The organism is Agarivorans sp. QJM3NY_30 (assembly GCF_050870855.2).
Classification (GTDB): Bacteria; Pseudomonadota; Gammaproteobacteria; order Enterobacterales; family Celerinatantimonadaceae; genus Agarivorans.
This window is the reverse complement of record NZ_CP194038.2, coordinates 1,214,580-1,238,401: the sequence shown is the minus strand read 5'-3', so window position 1 is coordinate 1,238,401 and position 23,822 is coordinate 1,214,580. Positions and strand designations below refer to the sequence as shown.

The 23,822-nt window shown below is 45.1% G+C and carries 24 protein-coding genes; 14 read left to right on the top strand and 10 right to left on the bottom strand.

The annotated features are described in order from the left end of the window. Positions 1-2 precede the first annotated feature (2 nt). From ACRRSX_RS05650 to ACRRSX_RS05640, 3 genes are read right to left on the bottom strand one after another with little or no spacing between them, the layout of a single operon-like run. Complete coding sequence (locus ACRRSX_RS05650; protein ID WP_432454172.1) at positions 3-1,046, bottom strand: ion channel; 1,044 nt, start codon at positions 1,044-1,046, stop codon at positions 3-5. Beyond that, the gene (locus ACRRSX_RS05645; RefSeq protein ID WP_432454173.1) at positions 1,047-1,742 is read right to left on the bottom strand and encodes a PspA/IM30 family protein; all 696 of its coding nucleotides are present in this window, start codon (positions 1,740-1,742) and stop codon (positions 1,047-1,049) included. Further along, on the bottom strand, positions 1,739-2,143 hold the full coding sequence (locus ACRRSX_RS05640) for a DUF2170 family protein (RefSeq protein ID WP_432454174.1): 405 nt from the start codon (positions 2,141-2,143) through the stop codon (positions 1,739-1,741). The genes ACRRSX_RS05645 and ACRRSX_RS05640 overlap by 4 nt, the downstream gene beginning before the upstream one ends. Positions 2,144-2,257: 114 nt before the next feature. On the opposite strand from ACRRSX_RS05640, the gene ACRRSX_RS05635 reads away from it, so the two are divergent. Both ACRRSX_RS05635 and ACRRSX_RS05630 read left to right on the top strand, forming a co-directional pair. After that, positions 2,258-2,545, top strand: coding sequence for a DUF6471 domain-containing protein (locus ACRRSX_RS05635; RefSeq protein WP_432454175.1), 288 nt, complete (start codon positions 2,258-2,260; stop codon positions 2,543-2,545). A gap of 659 nt (positions 2,546-3,204) precedes the next feature. Next, a complete protein-coding gene (locus tag ACRRSX_RS05630; protein WP_432454176.1) occupies positions 3,205-3,705 on the top strand; it encodes a GNAT family N-acetyltransferase in 501 nt (166 codons plus the stop codon). 16 nt (positions 3,706-3,721) lie between these two features. Here ACRRSX_RS05630 and ACRRSX_RS05625 read toward each other — a convergent pair whose 3' ends face one another. Together ACRRSX_RS05625 and ACRRSX_RS05620 are read right to left on the bottom strand one after the other, a co-directional pair. Beyond that, positions 3,722-6,385, bottom strand: a complete 2,664-nt coding sequence (locus ACRRSX_RS05625; protein WP_432454177.1) for a family 14 glycosylhydrolase — start codon at positions 6,383-6,385, stop codon at positions 3,722-3,724. Positions 6,386-6,581: 196 nt separating this feature from the next. After that, entirely contained in the window at positions 6,582-7,052 is a 471-nt protein-coding gene (locus ACRRSX_RS05620) for a methyltransferase family protein (RefSeq protein WP_432454178.1), read from the bottom strand. 1,183 nt (positions 7,053-8,235) lie between these two features. Here ACRRSX_RS05620 and ACRRSX_RS05615 point away from each other — a divergent pair. After that, positions 8,236-9,171 (top strand): pyridoxal-phosphate dependent enzyme, encoded by a 936-nt coding sequence (locus ACRRSX_RS05615; protein ID WP_432454179.1) that lies wholly within the window; start codon positions 8,236-8,238, stop codon positions 9,169-9,171. On the opposite strand, the gene ACRRSX_RS05610 is transcribed toward ACRRSX_RS05615, so the two are convergent. After that, a complete protein-coding gene (locus ACRRSX_RS05610) occupies positions 9,157-9,915 on the bottom strand; it encodes a hypothetical protein (protein WP_432454180.1) in 759 nt (252 codons plus the stop codon). The two genes, ACRRSX_RS05615 and ACRRSX_RS05610, sit on opposite strands and share 15 nt — an antisense overlap. Positions 9,916-10,100: 185 nt before the next feature. On the opposite strand from ACRRSX_RS05610, the gene ACRRSX_RS05605 reads away from it, so the two are divergent. Together ACRRSX_RS05605 and ACRRSX_RS05600 are read left to right on the top strand one after the other, a co-directional pair. Continuing rightward, positions 10,101-11,135 (top strand): DUF2157 domain-containing protein, encoded by a 1,035-nt coding sequence (locus ACRRSX_RS05605; protein WP_432454181.1) that lies wholly within the window; start codon positions 10,101-10,103, stop codon positions 11,133-11,135. Between the two features lie 144 nt (positions 11,136-11,279). Then, positions 11,280-13,202: an alkaline phosphatase D family protein gene (locus ACRRSX_RS05600; RefSeq protein WP_432454182.1), complete on the top strand. Its 1,923-nt coding sequence runs from the start codon at positions 11,280-11,282 to the stop codon at positions 13,200-13,202. Positions 13,203-13,227: 25 nt separating this feature from the next. Here the strand turns inward: ACRRSX_RS05600 and ACRRSX_RS05595 are convergent, their stop codons facing one another. Continuing rightward, a complete protein-coding gene (locus ACRRSX_RS05595; protein WP_432454183.1) occupies positions 13,228-14,028 on the bottom strand; it encodes a PhzF family phenazine biosynthesis protein in 801 nt (266 codons plus the stop codon). A 251-nt stretch (positions 14,029-14,279) separates the two neighbouring features. Here ACRRSX_RS05595 and ACRRSX_RS05590 point away from each other — a divergent pair, with 251 nt between their 5' ends. Both ACRRSX_RS05590 and ACRRSX_RS05585 read left to right on the top strand, forming a co-directional pair. Beyond that, complete coding sequence (locus ACRRSX_RS05590) at positions 14,280-14,741, top strand: acyltransferase (RefSeq protein WP_432454184.1); 462 nt, start codon at positions 14,280-14,282, stop codon at positions 14,739-14,741. Positions 14,742-14,796: 55 nt separating this feature from the next. After that, positions 14,797-15,225, top strand: a complete 429-nt coding sequence (locus ACRRSX_RS05585; protein ID WP_432454185.1) for a GNAT family N-acetyltransferase — start codon at positions 14,797-14,799, stop codon at positions 15,223-15,225. Between the two features lie 139 nt (positions 15,226-15,364). Here the strand turns inward: ACRRSX_RS05585 and ACRRSX_RS05580 are convergent, their stop codons facing one another. Beyond that, entirely contained in the window at positions 15,365-16,258 is an 894-nt protein-coding gene (locus ACRRSX_RS05580; protein ID WP_432454186.1) for a LysR family transcriptional regulator, read from the bottom strand. 139 nt (positions 16,259-16,397) lie between these two features. Between ACRRSX_RS05580 and ACRRSX_RS05575 the strand changes: the two genes are divergently transcribed. From ACRRSX_RS05575 to ACRRSX_RS05565, 3 genes are all read left to right on the top strand, one after another. Further along, positions 16,398-16,790, top strand: a complete 393-nt coding sequence (locus ACRRSX_RS05575; protein WP_432454187.1) for a DoxX family protein — start codon at positions 16,398-16,400, stop codon at positions 16,788-16,790. 137 nt (positions 16,791-16,927) lie between these two features. Next, a complete protein-coding gene (locus ACRRSX_RS05570) occupies positions 16,928-17,695 on the top strand; it encodes a DODA-type extradiol aromatic ring-opening family dioxygenase (protein WP_432454188.1) in 768 nt (255 codons plus the stop codon). A gap of 57 nt (positions 17,696-17,752) precedes the next feature. After that, positions 17,753-18,070 (top strand): 4Fe-4S binding protein, encoded by a 318-nt coding sequence (locus ACRRSX_RS05565; protein WP_432454189.1) that lies wholly within the window; start codon positions 17,753-17,755, stop codon positions 18,068-18,070. 66 nt (positions 18,071-18,136) lie between these two features. On the opposite strand, the gene ACRRSX_RS05560 is transcribed toward ACRRSX_RS05565, so the two are convergent. Then, complete coding sequence (locus ACRRSX_RS05560; RefSeq protein WP_432454190.1) at positions 18,137-19,036, bottom strand: LysR family transcriptional regulator; 900 nt, start codon at positions 19,034-19,036, stop codon at positions 18,137-18,139. Between the two features lie 167 nt (positions 19,037-19,203). On the opposite strand from ACRRSX_RS05560, the gene ACRRSX_RS05555 reads away from it, so the two are divergent. The 3 genes from ACRRSX_RS05555 to ACRRSX_RS05545 all read left to right on the top strand — a co-directional run bounded on the left by ACRRSX_RS05555 (position 19,204) and on the right by ACRRSX_RS05545 (position 21,827). After that, on the top strand, positions 19,204-19,893 hold the full coding sequence (locus ACRRSX_RS05555; RefSeq protein WP_432454191.1) for a type 1 glutamine amidotransferase domain-containing protein: 690 nt from the start codon (positions 19,204-19,206) through the stop codon (positions 19,891-19,893). 107 nt (positions 19,894-20,000) lie between these two features. Then, on the top strand, positions 20,001-21,158 hold the full coding sequence (locus ACRRSX_RS05550; RefSeq protein WP_432454192.1) for an iron-containing alcohol dehydrogenase: 1,158 nt from the start codon (positions 20,001-20,003) through the stop codon (positions 21,156-21,158). 60 nt (positions 21,159-21,218) lie between these two features. Next, complete coding sequence (locus ACRRSX_RS05545) at positions 21,219-21,827, top strand: glutathione S-transferase family protein (RefSeq protein WP_432454193.1); 609 nt, start codon at positions 21,219-21,221, stop codon at positions 21,825-21,827. Positions 21,828-21,852: 25 nt separating this feature from the next. Here ACRRSX_RS05545 and ACRRSX_RS05540 read toward each other — a convergent pair whose 3' ends face one another. Beyond that, on the bottom strand, positions 21,853-22,122 hold the full coding sequence (locus ACRRSX_RS05540) for a DUF1127 domain-containing protein (protein ID WP_432454194.1): 270 nt from the start codon (positions 22,120-22,122) through the stop codon (positions 21,853-21,855). A 212-nt stretch (positions 22,123-22,334) separates the two neighbouring features. On the opposite strand from ACRRSX_RS05540, the gene ACRRSX_RS05535 reads away from it, so the two are divergent. Beyond that, positions 22,335-23,753, top strand: a complete 1,419-nt coding sequence (locus tag ACRRSX_RS05535) for a PLP-dependent aminotransferase family protein (RefSeq protein ID WP_432454195.1) — start codon at positions 22,335-22,337, stop codon at positions 23,751-23,753. The last annotated feature ends 69 nt before the right edge of the window (positions 23,754-23,822 follow it).

Here is a 23,822-nt window from a genome sequence, read left to right as displayed (position 1 = left end):
AACTATCCTATCTTCGGTGAATTAAAACACTCATCAGAGTTTAAGCGCCGCGCCGCAATATAATACAAGGCATCTCCTTGGTTGAGCGTGGTATCCAAACTCGGGTTCAGTTGTAAGTGCTGACTACCAGCCACTTTTAAACCAATAATGGTGGCCTGTAAGTTTTCTTTAAAATGCTGGAAGACATCGGAAAATGGCAGCGAAGATGAGTCCATATAGTGCACAGCATATTGGGTCATTCCGTGGGTAGTATCAAGTAACTGTTGATGAACCTGAGCCGAACCGGGATCCATCGCCGAGCGGGCTAACATTTCCACAGTAACCGATGGGATCACTTCAACCCGAGGGCAATGGCTGAGCAATAGTTCAGCAATGGTAGGGTCTTGTAAGTAGGCCGTCTTGTGACACTGCGGATTGAGCTTGGCACAATAGAGCGCGCAGGTCAGCGTCACATCGTCTTGCTCAGTATCAATAATAATTCTGCTCGCCTGGGCAAGATTAGTACGAGCCATGGTCTCAGCATGAGAAAAAGAGTCAACCTGCACAAACTCAATCTTACCGGGCAAAGGATTCTCTATATCGCTGTCGACACAGAGCAACACGGTCTCTGTAGAATCATTGGTCGCAGCAGTGAGTAGCTCGACTAGGCGCAATGTTCTGGCGCCATTCCAGCCAATAATCACAGTATGATTGGAGAGTTTCAACATGCGTTTCCCTCGTGCCCCTCTAGTGTAAATATCATTGATCACAAAACCGACTTTGGTAATCACCACCGCAAAGATACTGATCCCAATTGGAATAACCCACAAGCTGACAATTAAACGTCCCAGTGGCGTACTGGGCCCAAAATCGCCGTAGCCAACAGTCGATGCAGTCACCACTATCCAATATAGAAAGGTTTCACTATGAACTAAGGCGCGTTCGCCTACCAGCATTAAGCTGTAATAAGAAATGAGAACATACAATAGCACTGAGATGGCTATTGCGGTGCCGTTAGCACGAAAAAAAAGCGCCGAAAATAATCGGCGCACTTTATATAGCAGCACTTATTTTGCCTTTTTTTGGGCCAATATCTGCTTGAGTTTATCACTACCGGTGGATTGACCGCCAGGTTCAATGCCCGCTTGTTTGAGTCGCTCGTCTAAGTTACTACCACTATCTTCGGCGGCCAGCTCCTCAGCGGCAGAAAGCTCGGCACTGCGCAGCGCTTGTTTCTCTTTTATCCGCTCTAAACTGTCAAGTGCAGTTTTCACTTTAGAATTCGCACCCACATGATGTGAAGATCCCGCAACTTGAGCTTTTTGTAAAGACTCTGTCGCCTTCACCTGATCAATTTGGATCCCCAAACGTTTCACGCTGGCCTTGGCTTTAGCGATATTGCTCTTAAGCGACGTTTCGGTATTCAGGTAACTATTATAGATCTCTTGTTCAGTGGCTAATTGCACTTCCAAATTAGACACCCGCTCGGCACACTCAAGCGCCAAGGTTTCATCTCCTTTTTCACTCGCCGCAACCGCATGGTTGGTATAAGTATCGATATCTGCGCTTAAACTTTCAACCTTGGTTTGGGCTAACTTACGTTTCGCCATAATGGTGGTGAGGTTGCGATCGCAGGCTTCAAGCTCCGATTTAGCATCGCGTAACTCTTGGTCCAAAATCCGCATTGATTGGCTATCTGCGACAGCCTCTAAGCTTTCATTGGTCGCACCGCGAATGGCATTCCAAATACGTTTTAAGCTCATACTGATATCTCCTGCTGGGTAAACTCACTATACAATTCGATAAACTCACTCACATTCGAATAGAGGGTTTCTATTTCTTCAATGACGACAGCATCAACGCTTTGGGTTGATAAGGCACCAAATGCGGTGTAGTAATCTTTATCACCGATGCGTTTAATGCCAACGGCCGACAAGGGTAACAGGTGATGCGTGCGTAAAATCAAATCATTCAATTTCACACTATCGGTCACCGAATCGCAGCTAAACAAAACAACTTCAATTAGCATTTGTTGCTCACCAATGTAAGCAAAGGCATCGATACCTTCATCATTACTAATGCACAAACAACCACCTTCGCTATCAACACTCCAATCTGGATGTGCTTTAGCGAGTAATTCAAGTGATGCTGAATCCCACGACATAATTTTTCCTTATGTGTTAGTTATAGCTAACAAATATAGCAAGTTTGACTCTTGTGTCAACGTTTACTAACATTCGTTGCAGATAAATAAAAATAGAATGAGTTACCAAACGCGATGAACCCAGAACAGAGTATTAGAAATCGACAAGCCTTGCAGCCTTATAAAGATAGTATTAAGCGTTATATTCGTGCAGCGATGCAGTTAAAAGGCGTTCAATATAAATATTTATCCGATGAACTGGCTAAGCGCGATATCGAAATGAAGGAAGGGAACCTGCGTAGTAAGGTGTATGCGGGCACCCTACCAACCGATTTATTTATCGTATTAGTGGAAATTCTCGAAATGCCCGAGCATGCACTCCGCGATATTATTAGCCACAAAGATAAGAGTTTAGACGAGTGATCAAAGGCGTGCTCTGGCCTCGCAACATGAGCGGATTATATCACTTGGCAAACCAGGCGTTAGCCAGTGATGAATGAACGACACCAGCAAGCCGGCAAATACAAAAACGAATAGAACGGGGCAAGCATAACAAGCACACTCGCTACCACCAAGAGCTTAACATTGGCACAGCCCAATCTAGGTTGAACCTGTATTATCCACCTTTACCACAGTCTGCAAAGTGAGGCGAGTTGCAAAAGGAGTCATCGTAATTTCTGGCTGAGCCCAAACATAAAGGCCGCCAGTGGCACCCAACATTCAGCTCAGATCATAACTCCACTTTATAGAACAACGCCAACTAGATTTTTAAGTTCGTCGCAATAGTTTATTAGATATAAATAAGCGTTATTGAGGGATGAATAGCAATCTGATTCATTATACGAACAATGTATTGTGCAGCATAAATCTGCCGATAACGAGCCATGAAGAGCAGTCACTCGTGGCTCTAATTACTCGATACATCAAGCAGTTTACGGTGATGGAGTCCAGTGAGAATGAACCGATAATGACTTAGATTGGTATAACTAAATCTACGGTTAAAACAATCAACACCTCGCTTTAACCTAATTGCAATCATTGTTGGTAATACTAGCGACATGAGTGCCCTGTGAGTTATCCCCATGTTGAGTATTTGCCGCGCAGATCCCTTCAGTTCCGAGAGTCAAACCTTGATTAGCGCGCTTGCCGATTCGCTGCTTAAATTAAGCGGTAACCAAGCTGTTGAACAGTTCGATGAAACTGAATTTAATCACCACACAGGCGTCTTCTTACTGGTAAAAAACCAGGAGCAAGCCATTGCTTGCGGTGGATTTAGATATTTACAACCGGGCGTATGTGAAATTAAACGCCTGTTCTCTAATCAAGCGGGTGCAGGGACACTCGTGTTACAAGCGCTAGAACAGCTCGCTGTAGAGTTTGGGTATCAACAAATTAATTTGGCAACCCGCAAAGTTAATCATCAAGCGATACAATTTTATCAAAAGCATGGCTACCAAACGACAGCACCCTTTGGTCCTTATACGCGACATCAGCACTACCTCAGCTTGGCCAAATCATCTCAGCTTTTAGCACAGGCTGCCGTTCCCAAAAAAGCGCAGTGGCACTACCGCAACTGCGCTTAAACAAATCAAACAGAAATTAAGAAATCCGGTTAATCAGCTTTTTTAACTGATTCATTGGTGTCGGCTCATCATCGAAGAAATTCTGCATCCGTAATAAGGTTAAGCCATCGTATCCAGGCGAGCGAGTCAGTGCGCGCGCGATTTGTTTCCAGCCTTGTTCACCGTACAGTTCACCAGCCAAGGCATTTTCCCCCATCAAGGAAACCTGACATTCAGTCGCCGCATCAGCCATCCAATCCACCAGATCGGCAGCGCGAGAATAGCCTTCGTAATCCTTGTTGATCATTTCCAAACAGGTGAAATGGATCGCGGCTCGATTCTGCTTACCTTCCGGTAGCAAGGCCTTCAGCAAACCTAAATATTCTTGCTGGTTGTGACGACTTAAGGTGGGGTGCACTGCAATCAGGCCTGCTGTAATTTCGGCGGCACGAGGTAACTTGGGATCACTCACCACCCAGTGGATCCCTGGGATCTTAATCCCCACAGGCACCTGGCCAAAAGAATCGTCTGCAAATACCGCCAAGGCAGTCTCAAAAATGCGACGTCCATGAGCAACTAAAGCACGATGATACCAAGTTAAAAACTCCCGCGCCCAAGCATTATGAATATAACGCTTATGGCTAAACAGCCAATCTGCATCAGGAATAGTCGCCTCATCAAAACGCTCCAGAGTAAAACCAAAACTGGCGTTTAAAGCCGAAATACTATGAAATTTTTGCTTCAAGTAACCCAGCCAATCTTGTTTTGCTAAGCGACTATAACATTGCAAGGTTCCACGATTTGGGTAATTCCCCCAGTCATGGGCGTTATAGCTGGGATAGCGTAACTCCCCAGCGGGGCCTAAGCTGATGTTGATTTCATCCATCAAACCCGCTTTGTTGATGTAATTCTGCTTAAACGCTTCCATAAATCGCTGATAATAGGGCATCACAAATTCATCAGCCCAAAGCGATACATATTCCATCGAGGCATCACCGGTTTCAGACACATACTGTAAGTCTTGCACCGAATTAAGTTGATCATGACTCTCTAACAAACGCCCCCATAACCACAGCGGGATTGCTTGCATAAAATCATCATTAACATTCCCACCCGCTTGGTGGAAAGACAAAATCGGCACCCACTGCAAACCCAAACGTTTTAACAGCGCAACCACCCGATCGTAGTAACTCCAATCAAATTTACCCGGTTTATCACCTTCAACTAAGCCCCACCAAATATCGGTGGAAATAGCAGTCACGCCAATACTGCGCAGTTGACGGAGTTGCGCCTCAAACTGTTGCCAGTTTTCTTCTTCAAGCATCTGCTTTTGATTGGCAACTTTTAGGTGCAAGGGTCCCATCACTCGAAATTGCTTTTTACCAAGCTGCTTAGTTTCGGCCTCTTGATACTTAAACTTGTTAAGCTGTGACAAACGTCCTTTCACAATTGCCTGTTGGTTAAGCTGAGACATATCATTGAATAACCAACCCACAAAGCTGTTGCCATGCAATACTGAATGGTACAGCTGATCCCACCCCGGATGGCTGGCCAACGCTTGCGGTTGACTATTTTGCACCAACGCTGGAATAGCTAGGCTACGAATTGCCACAAGCAAAGTTTGATTGACTCGTGTGGCATGACTCGACTCTGCGCCACTCACCATCAATAATAGCCGCCCTTTGGCCTGTTTCTGCCAACGGCCTAGCTGTTCCGTTTGATAATCTACTAACTGCTGTCGCTCTTGCCAAGGCGAGGGATTTAAACCACTTAAGCAACTCAGCCAAGGATGATCGCTCGCGCTTAACTCAAGCATGGGGAGCGTTAAACTCAACTGACAAGTCGCCCAAGCTTGATTGAAGACAAGCTCCGCTTGCCCCAGCATCTTCGCCACATAGGCTTGCCAACGCGAAGCGTACCAAAGATTAAATTCTCTAAAACAAGTATTGTTAGTTTTACTTTGGTAACTTCGAATTAATTTATCACTGAGTTGCGACGGCCAATCTTGTGCTTCATTTAACTCCCACAAACTCAACCACGATTGTTGCTCGCCATATTGTTGTTGCATATCTGCAGCTAGTGCCGCCAAAGCCGTTGGGCTAAAACTTTGATATACAGGTTGGCCATCACGCTCACTCCACGGTAAACAGGCCTCCCCATTCGGTCCTAGCCCCAGCAAAATCGCCTGACAATGGGGGGCAAATTCCCTCATATGTTTAGCAAAACATTGCATCCACTTGGCAAACATTTCGAGCAAACCTTCGCCAGCCCATAAACTGGGACTTTGGGTATTATCACGACCATATTGGTTCACATATTTAATTGCATCAGCACTCAGTTCCGTGGGCAACAGGTCCAACATCGAACCCCAAAACCAATCGGGGAGACGCTGCTCGGTATCTTGCTGGATATCCGAAGAGAAAAACAATTGATACTGCAGTTTAAAGCCATGGGATAACAAATGTTTCGACAGGCGCTGTAAGGCTTGCCAAGAGTCAGCCTGATACAACTGTTGTTCACTAAAGGGGGCGATGTAACGCCAGTGAACAGGAACAACCAAAGCGTCAATTCCATTTTGGCGCAAAGAGCAAAGTTGTGGAGAAAGGTTCTGAAGCTGAACCTCGGAACAAGAAGCCGCATACTCAGCCAAAGGTAAAGATCCCTTTACCCAAGCTTTGCGCGCTGTAATTGGATTAGCCATTGTTAGCTTACTCTAAAAAAACTTTGCTAGTTATCCCTAGTCAGCGGCTGAACAGCAAGTCTGCAAAGCTTTTCAGCTGAAAAAAAAGAGATCCAGATCACATTTTCAATATTCATCAGTGTAAACCAATCTTGCAAATTGCCAAGTGATTCACCCGGCATAAGCGACAACAAACGGTTTTATTAAGGCCTTAAAGCTACAACCAACGGCGAACCTTACGGCAATATTGTTGATATTGCTCACCAAAATGTGAGTCGAGAACAGCCTCCTCCGGTTTGATCTGCAATTCATTAATCAAGTATACGAATACCAAAATACTCAGCAAACTCAGCAAAGCCTGCAAATGAAAACACCAGGCAGTTAATAACAGCAACAAGCTAAGGTACATCGGATTGCGACTGTATCGATATAATCCATCTATAATTAACTGCCGGCTGCGTTCCGGATGGTGCGGATTAATCGTCGTCCGTTTTTTCATAAAAGGAAGCAAACTCACTGCCCCCACCACGCAGGCTAAAAGCACCACAGGCCACAGTAAACTATTTAGCCAGTATGGTAAGCGAGCAACAAGCCAATAGGTATTTAAATACGCCAAACCATAAGCAAGCGAAGCAGCGATAGCCAACAAGACTGGTGGCGGTATGAGTAGCTGAAAACGTTTCATCATCGACCCTTTAGACATGTATCCATTTTGTAATTTTACAGCAAAAAAAGCGTATCGTATTTATCCTCATTAAAACTCTAGGATACCCGACAGTAAATCATAGTGGTTATGCTTAGCCGCAAAGCTATCGGGTGCATTCAAGTTGCTTTTCGGATCTTGTATTACTTATATGATCCTTACTGCTACAACAAAAAAGCAACAAAGTAAGTGTCTGCTAACAGCTGCGCCTTAGGAATATCGATCATGAGTCGCGACCGCTAAACGGCCGCTCTAGATGTCACATCAACATATTTGGATAAACTTATACACATAAGCTCAAGCTATTAACATTTATCTAAACTAGGTAACTAAAATTCCAACTAAGTCGAAAATAGTCTGCTATCAAACCAATTGATGAAACTCCAAACTTCAATAAGAATTAGGCATCGAAAGTGAATCTTGTGACAACAATCAAACATGGGAGCTAAGCACTTCACTCTCGATGAACAGCCGATAAAAAACATAATGCAAAGCACAAGGCATGCTAAAAAAGAACATTAATATCAATAATTTAATAGCAAATTAAAAAGTAATTTGTTCCTAAGGTAAAGATTTACCACGGAGAATAACCGTCAATAAATATTCAATTTTGGTATTTATTTTGACTAACGTAAAAATGTCAACGATGATTGACAAAGAAGCATCAAAAAAGAATTTTTTACTAATTTTAAGTGACAATCTTGACGCAAAAAGTCAATTGGCTACAAGCCACGTTCTCTATAGCGTGTAGAATTTTATCCACAGCTTTGTGCACTGTTTTTGTGGGAAAATCTGTTTGGTAAAAAGCTGTAAATACAGTGGAATATATCGCTTTTTATCCCCAATCCAGCTGTAACTATCTCGAGGGCCAAAAAATTCAACAAAGGCTTCTACATTTATTTGTTAGAACTCTGTCATCGTCCACAAAAAAATTAATTTGCCGTAAATACGGGGCAGCGAGCTTGATCAATAAGGGATCACGACCACATCATTGAGATCCTTCTTACTCACCTCAATCCGTCACAATAATTTCACATAAACTTGAAAATAACTAGTCGCGTAAAGTATCTGCCACAGTTCTATAGGAGAGCAACAAGAATCCATTTCGCTGCCAACAGTGAAACGTTACACTAAGCCATCGTTTTATAGCGCTCATTAAGGCCAACTGTTGTTTAATCCCTCACCCATTCAGTCACTTCGCTTCAATGACCATAACTTTTATCTCAAACGTGATGATTTACTTCATCCACAGTTTTCAGGTAATAAAGCTCGCAAGTTCTACCATTTTTTAGTTAACGATCTACCTGGTATCACTTACCTCGTGGGCAGCGGTTCGGCGCAGGCAAATTCTTTATATTCATTAGCAGCCTTAGCCCAGCTCAAAGACTTACAATGCGATTTTTACGTCGATCATATTCCTTCACAGCTTCGCCAAAACCCCTGTGGTAATTATCAAGCGGCACTGGCGCTCGGTGCGAATATTATCGATGTCAGCGAAATTACCGGACAACAACAACGTAATTTAGACGCATTTATGCAACGACAAATAAAGCCAACCTTATTAAATCATCAACTATTGATCCCCGAAGGAGGCCGTTGCCACTATGCGCGAGAAGGTGTACAACTGCTCGGCCAAGAAATAGAGCAATGGCAGATTCAGCGAGACATTAGCCATTTAAACATTATGCTACCAGCGGGCACTGGCACCACCGCCTTATATTTGAGTGAGTATTTTCACCAACGCCAAAGTAAAGTCAAAGTATTGAGCTGTGCCTGTGTTGGGAACGAGGCTTACCTAAGCCAGCAATTTAGCCTACTCAACCCGGACAGCAACTGTCATCCGCAGATTTTACCACGCCGAAAGAATTACCATTTTGGTAAGTTGTATCGTCAACTCTACCAGTTATGGCTAACCTTGATACAGCAAAGCCAAGTTGAATTTGATTTGCTCTACGATCCCATCGGCTGGCAGTGCTTAATTGATTTTCTCGATAAACAAGAAGAAACAACGCCAACCCTGTACATCCACCAAGGAGGTTTACTGGGTAATCAAAGCATGCTGCCAAGATACCAGCGAAAATATCCCGACTTAACGCCAATTTAGCCAATGTTGATACTCGAAAGGCTCAGCTAAATCTACCGTTTTCCTAAAACCAATACTGGGAAAGTTAAGGCAGGTCGCCTCTTTATACTCCGGTTCCGCCCAACCGCTACGCTCATCTAAAAACTCGCGCTGATAACCCCAGCGCCCACAGGACAATATACTGTCATAACCTACGTCTCGTTGGCATACCACGCAGGTTTCAAAATCGACCTCAATATTCTGACCAAGTTTACCCAGCGCATCGGAGACAAAAGGGGTATCGTAAATCGCAAGCGTTGAGGCCCGTTTAGGTCGGCCTTGCCAAGGTTTATCGAAGTGATCTTGTGGCGTGGCATGCACCCCATAACCGTACTCAAGAGGCTCGGTATCATAGAAAGGCTCTAACAACTGAGCAGGAGCATCGACCTGAGAGCCAAGTTCATCGGCGAGTAAACGCCGATTCGTGGTTCGCACTTGCAACATCCGATAACGAGAACAATTCGCCTGATTTTCTAGCTCGAGTTCTCCTGAACGGTTGGTGAAAAGATGGATCTCGACCCCCACGCCAGTGGCATTATCACGGGCGACATAAGAAGCCTGCTGTCGGCCACTATGATACCAAGCTTGAGAAAACACCAATATCCCCAAAGCTTGCTGCTGATAGCTTACCGGACAGACTTTACCAACCAGCAAATCGTCAGTTGAACTATCGCCACTAAATAAACCACAGCAAAAGCCTATCCAGTATGTGAGTACTCGCTTCATGCTGAGTCCTATTTTTCCCTCATGTCATTCAAGTGTAGTTCAAAGCTCGCGCCCTTAAATTGAACCACGCTCAAGGGTAAACAAGCATCCACAATTAGCTTTCGCAAAGTTAGCTCAAACATGAGATTTCTAAGCGAAATCTTGGCAAACTACAAGCAGACCAATCGCCATCACGGATCGACTCAATGCCTCATATTACCCTGCAGAACTTACGCCAAGCAGCAAAAGCCAACATTATTAGCCTTCAACAAGCCGAAGCCCTATTTCAATTTTTACAGCAACAAGAAAATAGTCGTCCGCGCTTTAATCTCACACATTTGCTGTATTACTTTGGTGGACTAATCGCGATTGGCGCGATGACCGTGTTTATGAATCTAGGCTGGGAAAGTTTTGGCGGATGGGGCTTGGTGGGCATCAGTTTAAGCTATGCGGTGCTGGCTATATTTCTTTGCCAACATTTTAAAAAACAGGGTCATCTCATCCCCGCGGGGCTAACGGCCAGCTTGGTGATTTGCCTCACCCCACTAGCAGTCTATGGTTTACAACAAGCCATGGGGTGGTGGCCTTCAAAAAGTCACTATCAAGATTACCATCGTTATGTGCAATGGCAATGGCTGTATATGGAGTTGGCCACTTTAGCGGTGGGCCTGCTACTCAGCTGGATATATCGCTTTCCCTTCATGCTATTTCCGATTTCGGTGACCCTCTGGTATCTAAGCATGGATGTTGCCGTGATGCTGACTGGTGAACGTCCTGACTACCAATTCAGAGCCTTGGTGTCGATGTACTTTGGTTTAATGATGTGTTTGATTGCCTTCTGGGTCGACATTCGCAGCCGACATTCTGCCGACTATGCTTTTTGGCTCTATCTATTCGGCGTATTAAGCTTTTGGGGTGGTTTAAGCATGCAACAATCGGATAGTGAGTTAACCAAATTGGTTTACTGCCTCATCAATCTCGGCTTAATGCTATGTGGAGTGATCTTGGTGCGTCGCGTATTTGTGATTTTTGGCTCACTCGGCTGCTGTTATTACTTGTACCACTTGTCTTATAGCGTTTTCAAAGATAGCTGGTTATTCCCCATATCCTTAAGTTTGCTTGGTTTAGCACTTGTTTATTTGGGGATCCTTTGGCAAAAAAAACAACACAATCTAAGCCAACGCTTACGCAGTTACTTACCACTAGCGCTACAGCAATTACTCGAGAACAAACAACACTAATATGAGCAAGCTTTGACTTTAAAATCCATCTTCAACAACAAAGCTAGCGAGAATAGTAGCGATTACTGTTTGATTTCATGACCAAAATACGATGTTTTTTGGGGGAATAGTGGCCATTTACAGCATCGTTAGTATACTTTTCTCATGGATGATAATGAATTAGCATTGGTTTTAGCAGGTCCTATACTCCGCCGTATTGAACGCAAGCAGGTGACCATTTGGTTTGCCACTTCACAAGCGGTATCGATCAGCCTCAAGCTCTATCCTGAGCAGCAATCGGCGATTGAGCTCACCCAAACGCAGCTGGCCGACAGCCTATGTAGTATCGTTGCTGGTGAGAAGCTCTACTACCACTTACTCGACATTAAACTGCCTCGTACCCTGCCACTGGAGACCTGGATTGGCTACGATTTAAAGCTGTATTTAGCGCAACAAACACAAGCTTTAAGTTGGCAAGATTGGGCACCGGATCTCGTATATCCACCACGTAAACTCCCAGGGTTTAAGGTCCCGCAGCAGATCAATCGTTTGTTCCATGGTTCATGCCGCAAGCCTCATTTTGCGAGCGCCGACGGCTTAGTCATGGCCGACCGTTACCTAGCTGAACACCCTCACGCGCAATGGCCTAGCTTGCTCATGATGAGCGGAGATCAAATTTACGCAGACGACGTGGCCACCCCCATGTTGGTCGCGATCCACCAACTAATCGAACAGCTGGCCATCGCCGAGGAAAGCTTTACTGCCGCGCAAATTCAAAACAGCCAACAATTACATCGGCAACAAGCCCATTATATGGCTCGACAACAGTTACTTCCTGTAGAGCAACAACAAGGTGGAGTCGCTAAAGCTCTATTTGGCGGCGTGAAAAAGCCCATATTCACCTCTGACAGCGCGCAAAATCACTTGATTTCACTGGCTGAAGTATTAGCCATGTATCTGTTAGTGTGGTCGCCCAGTGTATGGAAAAATATTGATTTAACGCCCCCGGAAGCACTCAAACCCGAGCAACTCGCGCACTATCAGCAACAACGAGAAGTGATCACTCGCTTCGCTGCTGACCTCACTCAGGTACAGCGTATACTGGCTCACTTACCTAGTGCTATGATGTTTGACGATCACGATATAACCGACGATTGGAACCTATCCGCCGCATGGGAGCAAAGTGCCTATTCACATGCTTTTTCCAAACGAATTATCGGCAATGCCTTGTGTGGCTATTTACTTTGTCAGGCCTGGGGAAACAATCCTCAACAGTTTTCTGCAAATATGCTTAACGACTTACAAGCAGCCTTACAGCAACCCGGCAGCGAAGCCCATTTAAGCTTAATTGATCAGCTGCTCAGCTTTGCTGACTGGCATTACCAGTGGAAGACTCAGCCGCCCTTAATTGTGCTTGATACTCGCACCCACCGCTGGCGTTCCGAGCGCAAGCTAAGCGCCCCTTCGGGACTCATGGATTGGCAAGCATTAACCGATCTACAGCAGCAGTTACTCGGCCTCGATGCGGTCATCATGGTATCACCTGCCCCCATTTTTGGGGTGAAACTAATTGAAGCGATTCAACGACTATTTACTTGGTTAGGCAAACCGTTGTTAGTTGATGCCGAAAACTGGATGGCGCACCCCGGTTCGGCAAACGCGCTATTAAACTTATTTCGACACCCCAACACTCCCCGTCATTTTGTGATCCTATCAGGAGATGTACATTACTCCTTTGCCTATCGCATTGAACTACGAGGACAAAACGCTGGCCCAGATATTTGGCAGATCACCAGTAGCGGTATTAAAAATCAATTCCCCAGCCGTTTACTCGATTGGCTAGACAGAGCCAATCGCTGGCTCTATTCGCCTGGTTCACCACTTAACTGGTTCACTAAACGTCGGCGAATGAAGATTATCCCTCATCGACCAGAACAAGCCGCACGAGGTGAGCGTTTACTAAATGCTTCGGGTATTGGTTTAGTGAGCTTGAATGCCGATGGCTCGCCAAGCACAGTGACACAGCTAGTGGACAAAGGCCGTTCCATCGCCTTTGAGTTAGAAGAACAAGCCGCTCACTGGGAGTAATAACGGCTTGTATCTCATTCAATCATTACAATTTAAGAGTTGCGGTTAAGCTGGTCACGGCATTACCAATCAAACTAACCCGGCGCTTACCAAGCCGTTCAAGTTGAACAAAACCGCCCCGCTCTGAAGCTTGGTAAGCCTTGAGATAAGTACGAGACAATTTATCGCCCCAATAGGCCGCTAAGGCACAATGTGCAGAGCCTGTCACCGGATCCTCATTCACTCCAACCCAAGGCGCAAAGTAACGAGAAATACAATCCAAATCATCGCGAGAAGCATGGCAAGTAACCAATACGCCACGTCCCACCAACTGTTTTAAGGCCTCAAAATTGGGCTGTAGCGCTAAAAGCTGTTGCTCGCTCTCAATTTCGATTAACAGCTTGTCATCAAAGCTTGCCATCCCCAAGATTTGCTCCCCCCTAATCCCTAAGTACTCAAGAAACTGAGTTTCAACGGTCGGGGACATTTCGAGCACAGGCTCTGGGAAGTCCATGGCAATATGTTGAGGCTGAATGTTGGCCAACAAAGTTCCAGATAAAGTGGAAAAGGCGAGCTGTTGGCCTATCTCCGCGACACCGCTCTGCTGCAGAATATGCGCCACAGCAAGGGTACCATGACCACACAGTTTCACTTCAACTTTGGGCGTGAACCAACGCAAATTCATATCATTGAGCGATAGAAAAGCTGTTTCCGATATAGCCATCTCCGTAGCAATCGAAAACATTAATGATTCATCCAAGGGTTTATCAGTGATACATACCCCAGCAGGATTCCCTTTAAATAGTTCTTGTGTAAAAGAATCCACCTGATATATCTGTAATTCCATTCAACCGCCCTGCACCTAAAACCAACACCAAAGTCGATAAATACAACCCATCTAGTAAAGAATAGCAAGCTAAAAATGAGTGCCCAATATGTCATCAGTTCAGCCTCTATGGGTACTAAGTCGCATTAGCATTGATTCATTTAGCCAAGCCTCATAAACTCTAGCTTACAAAGGTAAACTGCAAAATCAGGCAAAGTAGCAGCTCGAGACAATTGCTCGCCGATTGTTCGGTCTTATATTTTGGAGGCAAGATGGCAAATCCTCGGCTCTTAAAAGCACAAATTGTAGATGTCGAATGCGGCGAGAACGTTACCATTATTGAGCCTTCCAATGTGTATGGTTGTTCACTCGCGAATGATGTATTTATCGGCCCTTTTGTCGAAATACAAAACAACACCTCGATTGGCCCTCGAACTAAAATTCAGTCTCATAGCTTTATTTGCGAATTTGTCACCCTTGGCGCAGATTGTTTTATCGGACACGGCGTCATGTTTGCCAACGATTTATTTAAAGATGGTAAGCCAAACGCAGACCCTGATTCTTGGGGCAGAACCCGAATTGGGGACCAAGTCTCGATTGGCTCGAATGCAACCATTTTAGCTGTAACTATTTGTGACCAAACGGTGATTGGTGCCGGTAGCGTCGTCACCAAAGATATTACCAAACCGGGTATTTATGCTGGTAATCCCGCTCGATTATTACGGCGCTGCTAATCCGCGCAAGCCAATAAACAACTTACATCGATAGTACTTGATACTTCAGGAGAAAATGTCAGTGCAAGGTTTTCAGATCAGTACCGATCCAAATGACTTAGATTTTGAGTTTATTTATCACTTTATATCTCAAAGCTATTGGGCAAATGGGATCCCTAGAGAAACCCTCAAAAAAGCGATTTTGAATTCACTCTGTTTTGGGGTATTCGAAACAGTTGGAAAACAAGTTGGCTTTGCACGCCTAATTACGGATAGGGCCACTTTTGCCTACTTAGCCGATGTATTCATCGTTGAATCGCACCGCGGACAAGGCTTGAGTAAATGGCTGCTTGAAAAGATTATTTCTCATCCTGAATTACAAGGCTTAAGGCGTATGTTATTAGCGACCAGAGATGCACACGAGTTGTATGCTCAATACGGATTTACAGCCATTGAAAACCCAGAAAGCTTAATGCAAATATGGCAACCTAAGGTTTATCAATAACACGACCATGAACAACTAATCATAGCTTTCCCCCATGGGCTAATACCTAAGTAAACCAATAATAGTTTTCTCCAGCGCAGCCCTAGAAAGAGCTAGAACATGTCATCAATCAGAATTCAAATACCTTAAAGCTTAACGCTCATGATCGATGTTCCAAGCGACTAATTAGGTCCCATAAGCGATTTGCGACGGGGCCCAATACTTGGCTTTTAAGCTTCATCACGTAACTTTTAACTTCAATTTCCACCGGGGTATCACTCAGTTCAATCGGAGTTAATCTTTTCATTTGAATATCTTCTTTTACCATTAAATATGGTAAACGCCCCCAACCAATACCGCTTAAACACAAGGTGCGCTTACTATGAAAATCATTCACATACCATTTTCGCTGGCCTTGCTGTACATCTAACTCAACATCCTTGGTCAAACTGCCGGAGTCCTGAACAATAATTTGATATTCGTCTTTTAATTGAGAAGACTCGGTTAGATGCGGATACCTAGAAAGCATCTTTGGCGCAGCAACATTAACGATACTTTGGGTATGAATATGCTGAGTTACCAATTTAAAACTATTGAGAAAATCAGCTTCTGAAGCAGAAATAGCAAGCTGAGCATTTCGCTGAACCACCGAGTCAATTCCACCCGTAACAAATTCCTGCTTCAATATAATTTGGGTTTGCGGAAACTCATTTTGAATTTGTTCAAAGATGGGCACCAGGGTTGCCAAATCAAACATGGCATCCACCGCAATCACCACCTTAGGTTCATAACCTGTTTTATAATGTTTCGCCATTTCATTGAGTTGTTCACTCTGCTCAAGCAACATCAATGCCTTTTGATAGATCTGCTCTCCTTGCTGAGTCAACTTCAATTTATATCCAGAGCGATCAAGTAGACTAATGCCTAAAGCGCTTTCCAACTGCTGTAAACCTTTACTTATCGCCGGTTGCGTTTTAAACAGTCGATGACTGGCTGCCTGTAATGAGCCCTCTTGTATCACGGCTTGTAGCATTCTTAATTGCTCTAATGTCATGCTGTCATCTTCCTTTATTGTAGCCGCCGCCCAAAATCATAACCTAAAGTTATACTCTTGATGAAATACAATCAATTTTAATTAATTAGCTTAAGCCTATACTGACGAAAATTAACTCAACAACTTCAATAGGTGACCTATGAATAAATTTAAACAGTATGGCCTTTGGGTCATCCTTGCTCTCACGGCTTTGGCTTTTCTTGCTGGCGGCATTGGTAAATTAATGGGCGTTGAAATGCTGCATAAATCATTTGCCACTCTCGGCCTCCCAGTTTTTTTTGGCTACTTCATTGGCTTATGTGAAATTGCTGGTGCGATTGGCATTTTCATCAAAAAACTCAGTTCACTCGCGGCCGTAGGCCTAGCTCTGATCATGCTTGGAGCGATCTACTACCACTTTCAGTACGATCCTCAAGGACTGCCCGCTGCTGCCTTGCTATTGGTCTTTTCGATCATCATTTTCTTTGCTCGTAAAAAAGACAGTCTGCTGTTTGCTAAAAAAACAACACCAAGTGCTGAGCTTTCCTCATAAGATCGAAACGTTCAATAAGAGACCACCAATTTGGGTGGTCTTTCTATATCAAGCTATCACAGTAAGTTAAATAACAACTGGTCTATATAGGTATTTTCATGCTCGCGACTCATCAGCATATTGGGCACAAGGAATTGATGCCGATTTTATATTTACCGCACGGTGGTGGCCCCATGCCACTTTTAGATGAACCCGGCCATCAAGATCTCACTGCTTTTTTAAAAAGCGTGCATAAACAACTGCCGACACCCAAAGCAATTTTAATGATTAGCGCTCATTGGGAGAGTCATATTGCGGCCATTTCATCTGCTCTTCAGCCACAAATGATCTATGACTACGGTGGCTTTCCAGCGGCATGTTATAAATACCAATATCCTGCGCCGGGAGAGCCAAGCCTCGCTCAAAACGTAGCCGATTTATTACGGACTCACGATATCCACTGCAATTTGGATCAACATCGAGGTTATGATCACGGTACTTTCGTGCCCTTAATGCTGATGTATCCTGAGGCCAACATTCCAGTTGTACAGTTATCTTTATTACATTCCTTAGACCCTGCTAAACATATCGCTTTAGGGCAAGCAATCGCCTCCTTACGGGAGCAAGGCATATTGATCATTGGATCGGGGATGTCGTTCCACGAACGTAACGGAAGCTTCGAACATAGCGCGGCGTTTGATGATTGGCTCACCGAGACACTCGTAGCAACACCAATCGAAGAAACCATAAATAGATTACTAAATTGGGAGCTTGCGCCATCGGCGCGAGATTGCCATCGTAGAGAAGATCACTTATTACCAATGCATATCTGCTTTGGAGCTGCGATGAAACGCACCGAGTCCGCCGAAAAAATCTATTCAGGACTCTTATTCGGCAAACGTATTTCTGGCTTTTTATGGCGTTAACAGCAGATCTTTCATGCCACATAGTTTTCGTTTACAACACCACAAACAAAGGTACAGATGATGAGTCATCAACAACATTCTCAGACTAGAGTTTGCAAACAAGAGCCTGGTGTTATTGTGCCGGTGATTAATCGCAACAAGTGCGAGGGAAAAGGTGAATGCGCAGTCGTTTGCCCAAAAAATGTATTCTTCATCGATGTATTACCCGCAGCGGAACGCAGCAAGCTTTCCTTACTAGGAAAACTTAAAGGCTTGGCACATGGCTGGCAGCAAGCTTTAATGCCCAACATTGAGGCCTGTGAAGGTTGTGGCTTATGTGTTGCGGCATGCCCAGAAAAGGCAATTACGCTTAACAGGCGCGAAGGGGCGAGATAACGAAGCCCCGCTGCCCATACAACAAGCCATGACTCACGATGGCCTTGCTTGATGCCACTGACTTGACTAACGAGCCTGTTTGGCCAAATAAGGCTTTAAATAATCGATGAGTAAACGCAACTTTTTAGACCTTGTGGCCCCCTTGGGATAAACCCCGTACACATCAATGTCATCCAGCTGATAATCTTCCATAAGCACTTCTAACAAACCCAGTTTTATCCGAGGTTGAGCATCATATAACGGTACTCGGCCTAGGCCATGGCCCCCTTCAATGAAGGCTGTACGAGCTGCTGCGTTATTGGTGCTAATCCCGCCTTTGGTGCGAATACTAAAAGAGCGGTGCCCTTTACGCAGGTTTAAAGTATTCGAACCCGTGGTATAAATCACCCATTGATGAGCATCTAAGTCCGCAGGCAAACGAGGACGACCATACTGATTTAAATACTGTGGCGAGGCACATAAACAAGTATTCAGCGTAATCAGTTTGCTGGCTTGCAAGCCTGAATCTTCCAATACAGCGCCACGGATCGCTAAATCAAACCCCTCTTGAATGACATTTACCACTTCATCACTCAACACTAAATCGATATTGATTTTGGGGTACAAGCTTCGAAACAAATTAAGCGCAGGCACAATAATCCGTAAGCCAACATTCACCGGACAAGAAATTTTCAACGAACCTTCCGGTTCCTGTTTGATATTTTCCATTTGCATGTTGGCAGCCTTAGCTTGCTCGGCAATATTATGGCAGCGCTGATAATACTGTTCTCCCGCCTCAGTCAGATGCAAACTGCGAGTGGAGCGATTAAGCAAACTCACACCTAAGTTAGACTCAAGTTTTTTAACGTGATAGCTCACTACTGCACGGGTAATCCCGATGTGTTTGGCCGCAGCACTAAAACTGCCTTGTTCAACCACTTGAGCAAATACCACCATACTTTTTAACTGCTCAAAAGACATACTCATGGGACCAGTCCCCTAGTTAATTAGCTATCTGGCTACAATTGTATCAATAATTAAACCAATAATGTCTATTTAATCTGCATTGTCGCATTGTTTATAGAGGACTACACTGCTGGTCATTGGCGTGATGCCCACGCCCTAAACAAATAAATTCAATAAGGTATCGCGATATGAGCAACGCAAAAAAAATCTTAATGGTTCTAACCTCACACGATGAACTAGGCAACACCGGCCACAAAACTGGTTTTTGGGTAGAAGAGTTTGCAGCCCCTTATTACGTATTCTTAGATTCTGGCGCAACGATTAGCCTTGCATCTCCTAAGGGCGGCCAACCACCAATCGATCCAAACAGTGAACTAGCCGATTTTCAAACCGACGCCACTCGTCGCTTCGACCAAGATGAAACAGCTCAGAAACATCTTGCCAATACACTAAAACTTGCTGATGTGAATGCCAGTGACTACGATGCAGTCTTCTATCCTGGCGGTCATGGCCCACTTTGGGACTTAAGCGATAACCCCCAATCAATTGGCTTATTGGAAAGCTTTATCCAACAACACAAGCCTGTGGCTGCCGTTTGTCACGCCACTGCTGCACTGCTCAACGTGAAGCAAAGCAATGGTGATTTATTAGTCAAAGGTAAAAGCGTTACTGGCTTTAGCAATAGTGAAGAAGATGCAGTGCAGTTAAGCGAGGTAGTTCCGTTTTTACTAGAAGATGAACTCAAAACCCGCGGTGCAGACTACCAAAGTATCGCCGACTGGAATCCCTATGCTGTACAAGATGGCTTAATGATTACCGGTCAAAACCCAGCCTCATCTGAGATGACCGCCGAGAAACTCTTACAACAACTCGCTTAAGTTTAAGACCTGTTGATACTGTGCTGAAGAATGCTGCTTTGTTTCATTGACAAAGCGGCATCACTCAACAGCCTTGAGCCGAAAAAACAAACTATGAAGGAATTAAGATGTTAAATTTTTCTTTTCAAAACACCACCCAAATTCATTTTGGTGAAGGTCAAATCGCCAATATACAACAACAGCTACCTGCCGATGCGCGGGTATTACTCACCTATGGCGGCGGCTCGATTAAAAATAATGGCGTCTATCAGCAAGTCACCGAAGCCTTGGCAGGCCATCACTGGGTTGAGTTTTCTGGGATCGAGCCAAATCCGCAGTACAAGACCTTGATCAAAGCCGTTGAATTAATCAAAACAGAACAGCTTGACTACATTCTCGCCGTTGGCGGTGGATCGGTCATCGATGGCAGTAAATTCATCGCCGCAGCGGCGCTTTATCAAGGTGATGATCCTTGGAACATCATTGCTAAACGCCATCCGGTAGACAGCGCCCTCCCTTTAGGTGCAGTGCTCACTTTGCCAGCCACCGGATCTGAAACCAATGCAGGTGCGGTCGTGACCCGTGATGGGAACAAATTGCCATTCATGGCGGCAGCTGTACGGCCGCAATTTGCTATCCTCGATCCCAGTGTCACGTTGAGTTTATCGCCGCGCCAAGTTAGTAACGGCGTAGTAGATGCCTTTGTTCATGTGATGGAGCAATACCTCACCTATCCTGTGAATGGCAAAATTCAAGACCGCTTCGCCGAAGGGATCTTACTCACCCTCATCGAAGAAGGGCCAAAAGCCCTAGCCGCCGAAACCAAAGATAACATTGAGGTTCGCGCCAATATTATGTGGGCCGCCAGCATGGCTTTAAACGGATTAATTGGTGCCGGGGTACCACAGGATTGGGCGAGTCATATGCTTGGCCACGAACTCACGGCCGCGTTTGGTGTGGATCACGCCCGCAGTTTATCGATCACTCTCCCCGCAGTAATGAAAATCCGTAGAGAGACCAAAGCCGCCAAGTTATTACAATATGCCGAGCGGATCTGGGGCATCACCGAAGGCGATGAACCGCAACGGATCGAGCAAGCAATTGCCGCCACCGAAGCATTTTTTAAAGCGATGCTGGTGCCAACCCGTTTATCGGAAATAGACTTGGGCGACCAAGATGTCGAATTATTATTAGCCAAGCTTGAACAACACCAAATGCTAGCACTCGGCGAAGACCAACAAATCAACCTAGATCTTAGCCGTCAAATCTACCAAGCGGCGCTATAAGCCAAACAGCGGCGCTTCATTACATCTTGAAGCGCCATTCAACATCTCCAAGGAAAACTCATGATTACTGTGCACCATCTACAAAAGTCTCGTTCCAAGCGCGTTTTGTGGTTACTCGAAGAACTCACCATGCCTTATCAAGTCGTCGTTCATCAACGCGATCCGGTGAGTAATTTAGCGCCACCAAGTTTGAAAAAAATCCATCCTCTGGGAAAAGCGCCGATTATTGTTGATGAGCAGCGAACTCTATGTGAATCGGGAGCAGTCATGGAATATCTGTTAGACAAAAGCGAGCAACAAGCGCTTCGCCCCGCAAAAGACAACCCAAACTATTACAGTTACGTGGAATGGCTGCATTTTGCAGAAGGCTCACTCGCCTTACCGGTGATCACTCACCTGCTGTTAGGTTTAGAACAACGCGATGCAAGTCAGCCTTTAGACTCTTACATTGGCAAAGAACTCGCCGTTGATTTTACTTATATTGAACAACATTTAAGCCAGCAGCCCTACTTTGCAGGCCAGCAGTTCAGTGCTGCCGACATTATGATGACAATTGTATTAGAAATTGCCGACAGCCAAGGCTTACTGCAAGAGCGAAGCCATACCCAAGCTTACCTTGCCAAAGTTCAGCTACGCCCCGCTTATTTAAAAGCAGCAAAACAAGGATAATTGACTGGAGCGCGGCCCAACAAGCTTAAGAGCCTGAGAGGCCCAATGAGGCCGATTTATGGCTTGTAGCCACTGGCGCAGAACGCTGTAAATTTACTTTCGGGCGAGACTTTGTCCGCTGCCAAAAAAAACGGTAAGCCTCCCGTTGGGCCTGCACTCGGCTTACCCCAATGTCAGCCAACTGATCATCACTCAACTTTGCCAAGGCCCGACGGCTACGTGCGAGCATTTGATAAGCAGCGAGTGTTTGCTGTAAACGGTGAGCCAATAAACGAGCTTGAAATATGGGTCTCATTGCATCTCTCCTGTACTTTGATGATGACCCTTTCAGTATAAAATTCAGTCACCAAGCATGACAGATTCAGATAATTTTTATCTTTACATGACAGAACCACAAAATGGCCATCTGTAATGCTTTTCATCCATCTATCTGTCATGCTCTTCTACTTATTTTGCTAATCTGTACTTAGACATGTTATTACTGAGCCCTGCAGAGGAGGAGGTAGGATGACCTTATATCAACAATTTGCCCACGAACTACAAATACAGATCATGCAAGACTATTACCCGATTGGGCAAAAGCTGCCGTCAATCCGCGAAATGAGTCAACGACGCGGCGTGAGTATTTCAACCGTTCAAGAGGCTTACCGCCTGTTAGAAGACGCTGGTTTTGTGCATAGCAAATATAAGTCCGGTTACTACGTTAGTCCGCGCCAACAAGAGCAACCCTTACCTTCGCTGAGTCAACCCGAACAGCGCCCAGTGCTAATTGATAACTGGCAGCAGGTATTAGATCTCACCATGACCGAAAGTAACGACCACTTTCTGGCGCTTGGTCGAGGCTCACCGGATACCACTGCGACAACCCTAAAGCCCTTAAAGCGCTTGATGACCGAGCAAATTAAAAACAACAGCAAACAAATATTTAGCTGTGACAAAGGAAATGGCCTGTATAAGCTTCGGGTACAGATCGCACGCTTAATGCAAAACTCAGGCTGCCATATCCATCCCGATAACATTCAAATTACCGCTGGCTGCCAAGAAGCCTTGTCCTTAAGCCTAAAAGCTCTCACCCAACCCGGTGACATTGTTGCAATAGACTCTCCTAACTTCTACGGTTCGATGCAGGCCATTCAGTCAAATCAGCTCAAAGTTTTAGAAATTCCGACCCACCCCGAAACGGGAATTAGTCTGCCCGCTCTCGAGCTTGCGCTAGAGCAATGGCCAATTAAGGTACTACAGCTGATCCCTAGCTCAAATAACCCGCTGGGTTATCAGATGCCCGAAAAAAATAAACTCAAACTCCTTCGTTTGGCAGAAAAGTATGACTTCGCCATTATTGAAGATGACATCCTCGGGGATACGGTGTATCAACACCCTCGGCCACGCAGCCTTAAATCTTACGATAGTAACGAGCGCGTGCTGTTTTGTTCTTCGTTCTCAAAAACCATCGCCCCCGGTTTACGAGTGGGCTGGGTTGCCCCCGGACGTTTCGGTAAAATGCTCACCCACTTAAAATTTGTAAGTTCCTTAGGCGCCAATAGCCTACCGTTATTGGCAGTGGCCGATTTTATTGAACAAGGGTATTACGAAAAACACCTCCGCCTGGCCAAACAACAGTACCAAAGCAATCGAGACCTGATGCTACAGTGGCTCAAGCGCTACTTCCCCAAAGGAACCAAAATCAGTCGTCCGCAAGGCGGGTTCTTCTTGTGGGTCGAACTACCAGAACAAATCAATGCCGAACAACTGAATGAACGCTTAAAACCATTACGCATTGGTATCGCTCCGGGAAACTTGTTTTCGGCAGCCAATAAGTATCAGCACTGTTTACGCCTCAATTATGCCAACCTTCCCAACCAGCGAATAGAGCGAGCCATCGAAACTATTGGTAAGCAAGTTCAATTGATGTTGCAGCAAGCCTAAACTTGCGCAGGGTCTGTGCTCCCTCACCAATCAAAATTGGCACAACTTTATCAATTGCGGTCACCAGCA

Coding starts and splice junctions, on each gene's coding strand:
- ACRRSX_RS05645 (WP_432454173.1), bottom strand. CDS start 1,742: ATGAGCTTAAAACGTATTTGGAATGCCATTCGCGGTGCGACCAATGAA.
- ACRRSX_RS05640 (WP_432454174.1), bottom strand. CDS start 2,143: ATGTCGTGGGATTCAGCATCACTTGAATTACTCGCTAAAGCACATCCA.
- ACRRSX_RS05635 (WP_432454175.1), top strand. CDS start 2,258: ATGAACCCAGAACAGAGTATTAGAAATCGACAAGCCTTGCAGCCTTAT.
- ACRRSX_RS05630 (WP_432454176.1), top strand. CDS start 3,205: ATGTTGAGTATTTGCCGCGCAGATCCCTTCAGTTCCGAGAGTCAAACC.
- ACRRSX_RS05625 (WP_432454177.1), bottom strand. CDS start 6,385: ATGGCTAATCCAATTACAGCGCGCAAAGCTTGGGTAAAGGGATCTTTA.
- ACRRSX_RS05620 (WP_432454178.1), bottom strand. CDS start 7,052: ATGATGAAACGTTTTCAGCTACTCATACCGCCACCAGTCTTGTTGGCT.
- ACRRSX_RS05610 (WP_432454180.1), bottom strand. CDS start 9,915: ATGAAGCGAGTACTCACATACTGGATAGGCTTTTGCTGTGGTTTATTT.
- ACRRSX_RS05605 (WP_432454181.1), top strand. CDS start 10,101: ATGCCTCATATTACCCTGCAGAACTTACGCCAAGCAGCAAAAGCCAAC.
- ACRRSX_RS05600 (WP_432454182.1), top strand. CDS start 11,280: ATGGATGATAATGAATTAGCATTGGTTTTAGCAGGTCCTATACTCCGC.
- ACRRSX_RS05595 (WP_432454183.1), bottom strand. CDS start 14,028: ATGGAATTACAGATATATCAGGTGGATTCTTTTACACAAGAACTATTT.
- ACRRSX_RS05590 (WP_432454184.1), top strand. CDS start 14,280: ATGGCAAATCCTCGGCTCTTAAAAGCACAAATTGTAGATGTCGAATGC.
- ACRRSX_RS05585 (WP_432454185.1), top strand. CDS start 14,797: ATGTCAGTGCAAGGTTTTCAGATCAGTACCGATCCAAATGACTTAGAT.
- ACRRSX_RS05580 (WP_432454186.1), bottom strand. CDS start 16,258: ATGACATTAGAGCAATTAAGAATGCTACAAGCCGTGATACAAGAGGGC.
- ACRRSX_RS05575 (WP_432454187.1), top strand. CDS start 16,398: ATGAATAAATTTAAACAGTATGGCCTTTGGGTCATCCTTGCTCTCACG.
- ACRRSX_RS05570 (WP_432454188.1), top strand. CDS start 16,928: ATGCCGATTTTATATTTACCGCACGGTGGTGGCCCCATGCCACTTTTA.
- ACRRSX_RS05565 (WP_432454189.1), top strand. CDS start 17,753: ATGATGAGTCATCAACAACATTCTCAGACTAGAGTTTGCAAACAAGAG.
- ACRRSX_RS05560 (WP_432454190.1), bottom strand. CDS start 19,036: ATGAGTATGTCTTTTGAGCAGTTAAAAAGTATGGTGGTATTTGCTCAA.
- ACRRSX_RS05555 (WP_432454191.1), top strand. CDS start 19,204: ATGAGCAACGCAAAAAAAATCTTAATGGTTCTAACCTCACACGATGAA.
- ACRRSX_RS05550 (WP_432454192.1), top strand. CDS start 20,001: ATGTTAAATTTTTCTTTTCAAAACACCACCCAAATTCATTTTGGTGAA.
- ACRRSX_RS05545 (WP_432454193.1), top strand. CDS start 21,219: ATGATTACTGTGCACCATCTACAAAAGTCTCGTTCCAAGCGCGTTTTG.
- ACRRSX_RS05540 (WP_432454194.1), bottom strand. CDS start 22,122: ATGAGACCCATATTTCAAGCTCGTTTATTGGCTCACCGTTTACAGCAA.
- ACRRSX_RS05535 (WP_432454195.1), top strand. CDS start 22,335: ATGACCTTATATCAACAATTTGCCCACGAACTACAAATACAGATCATG.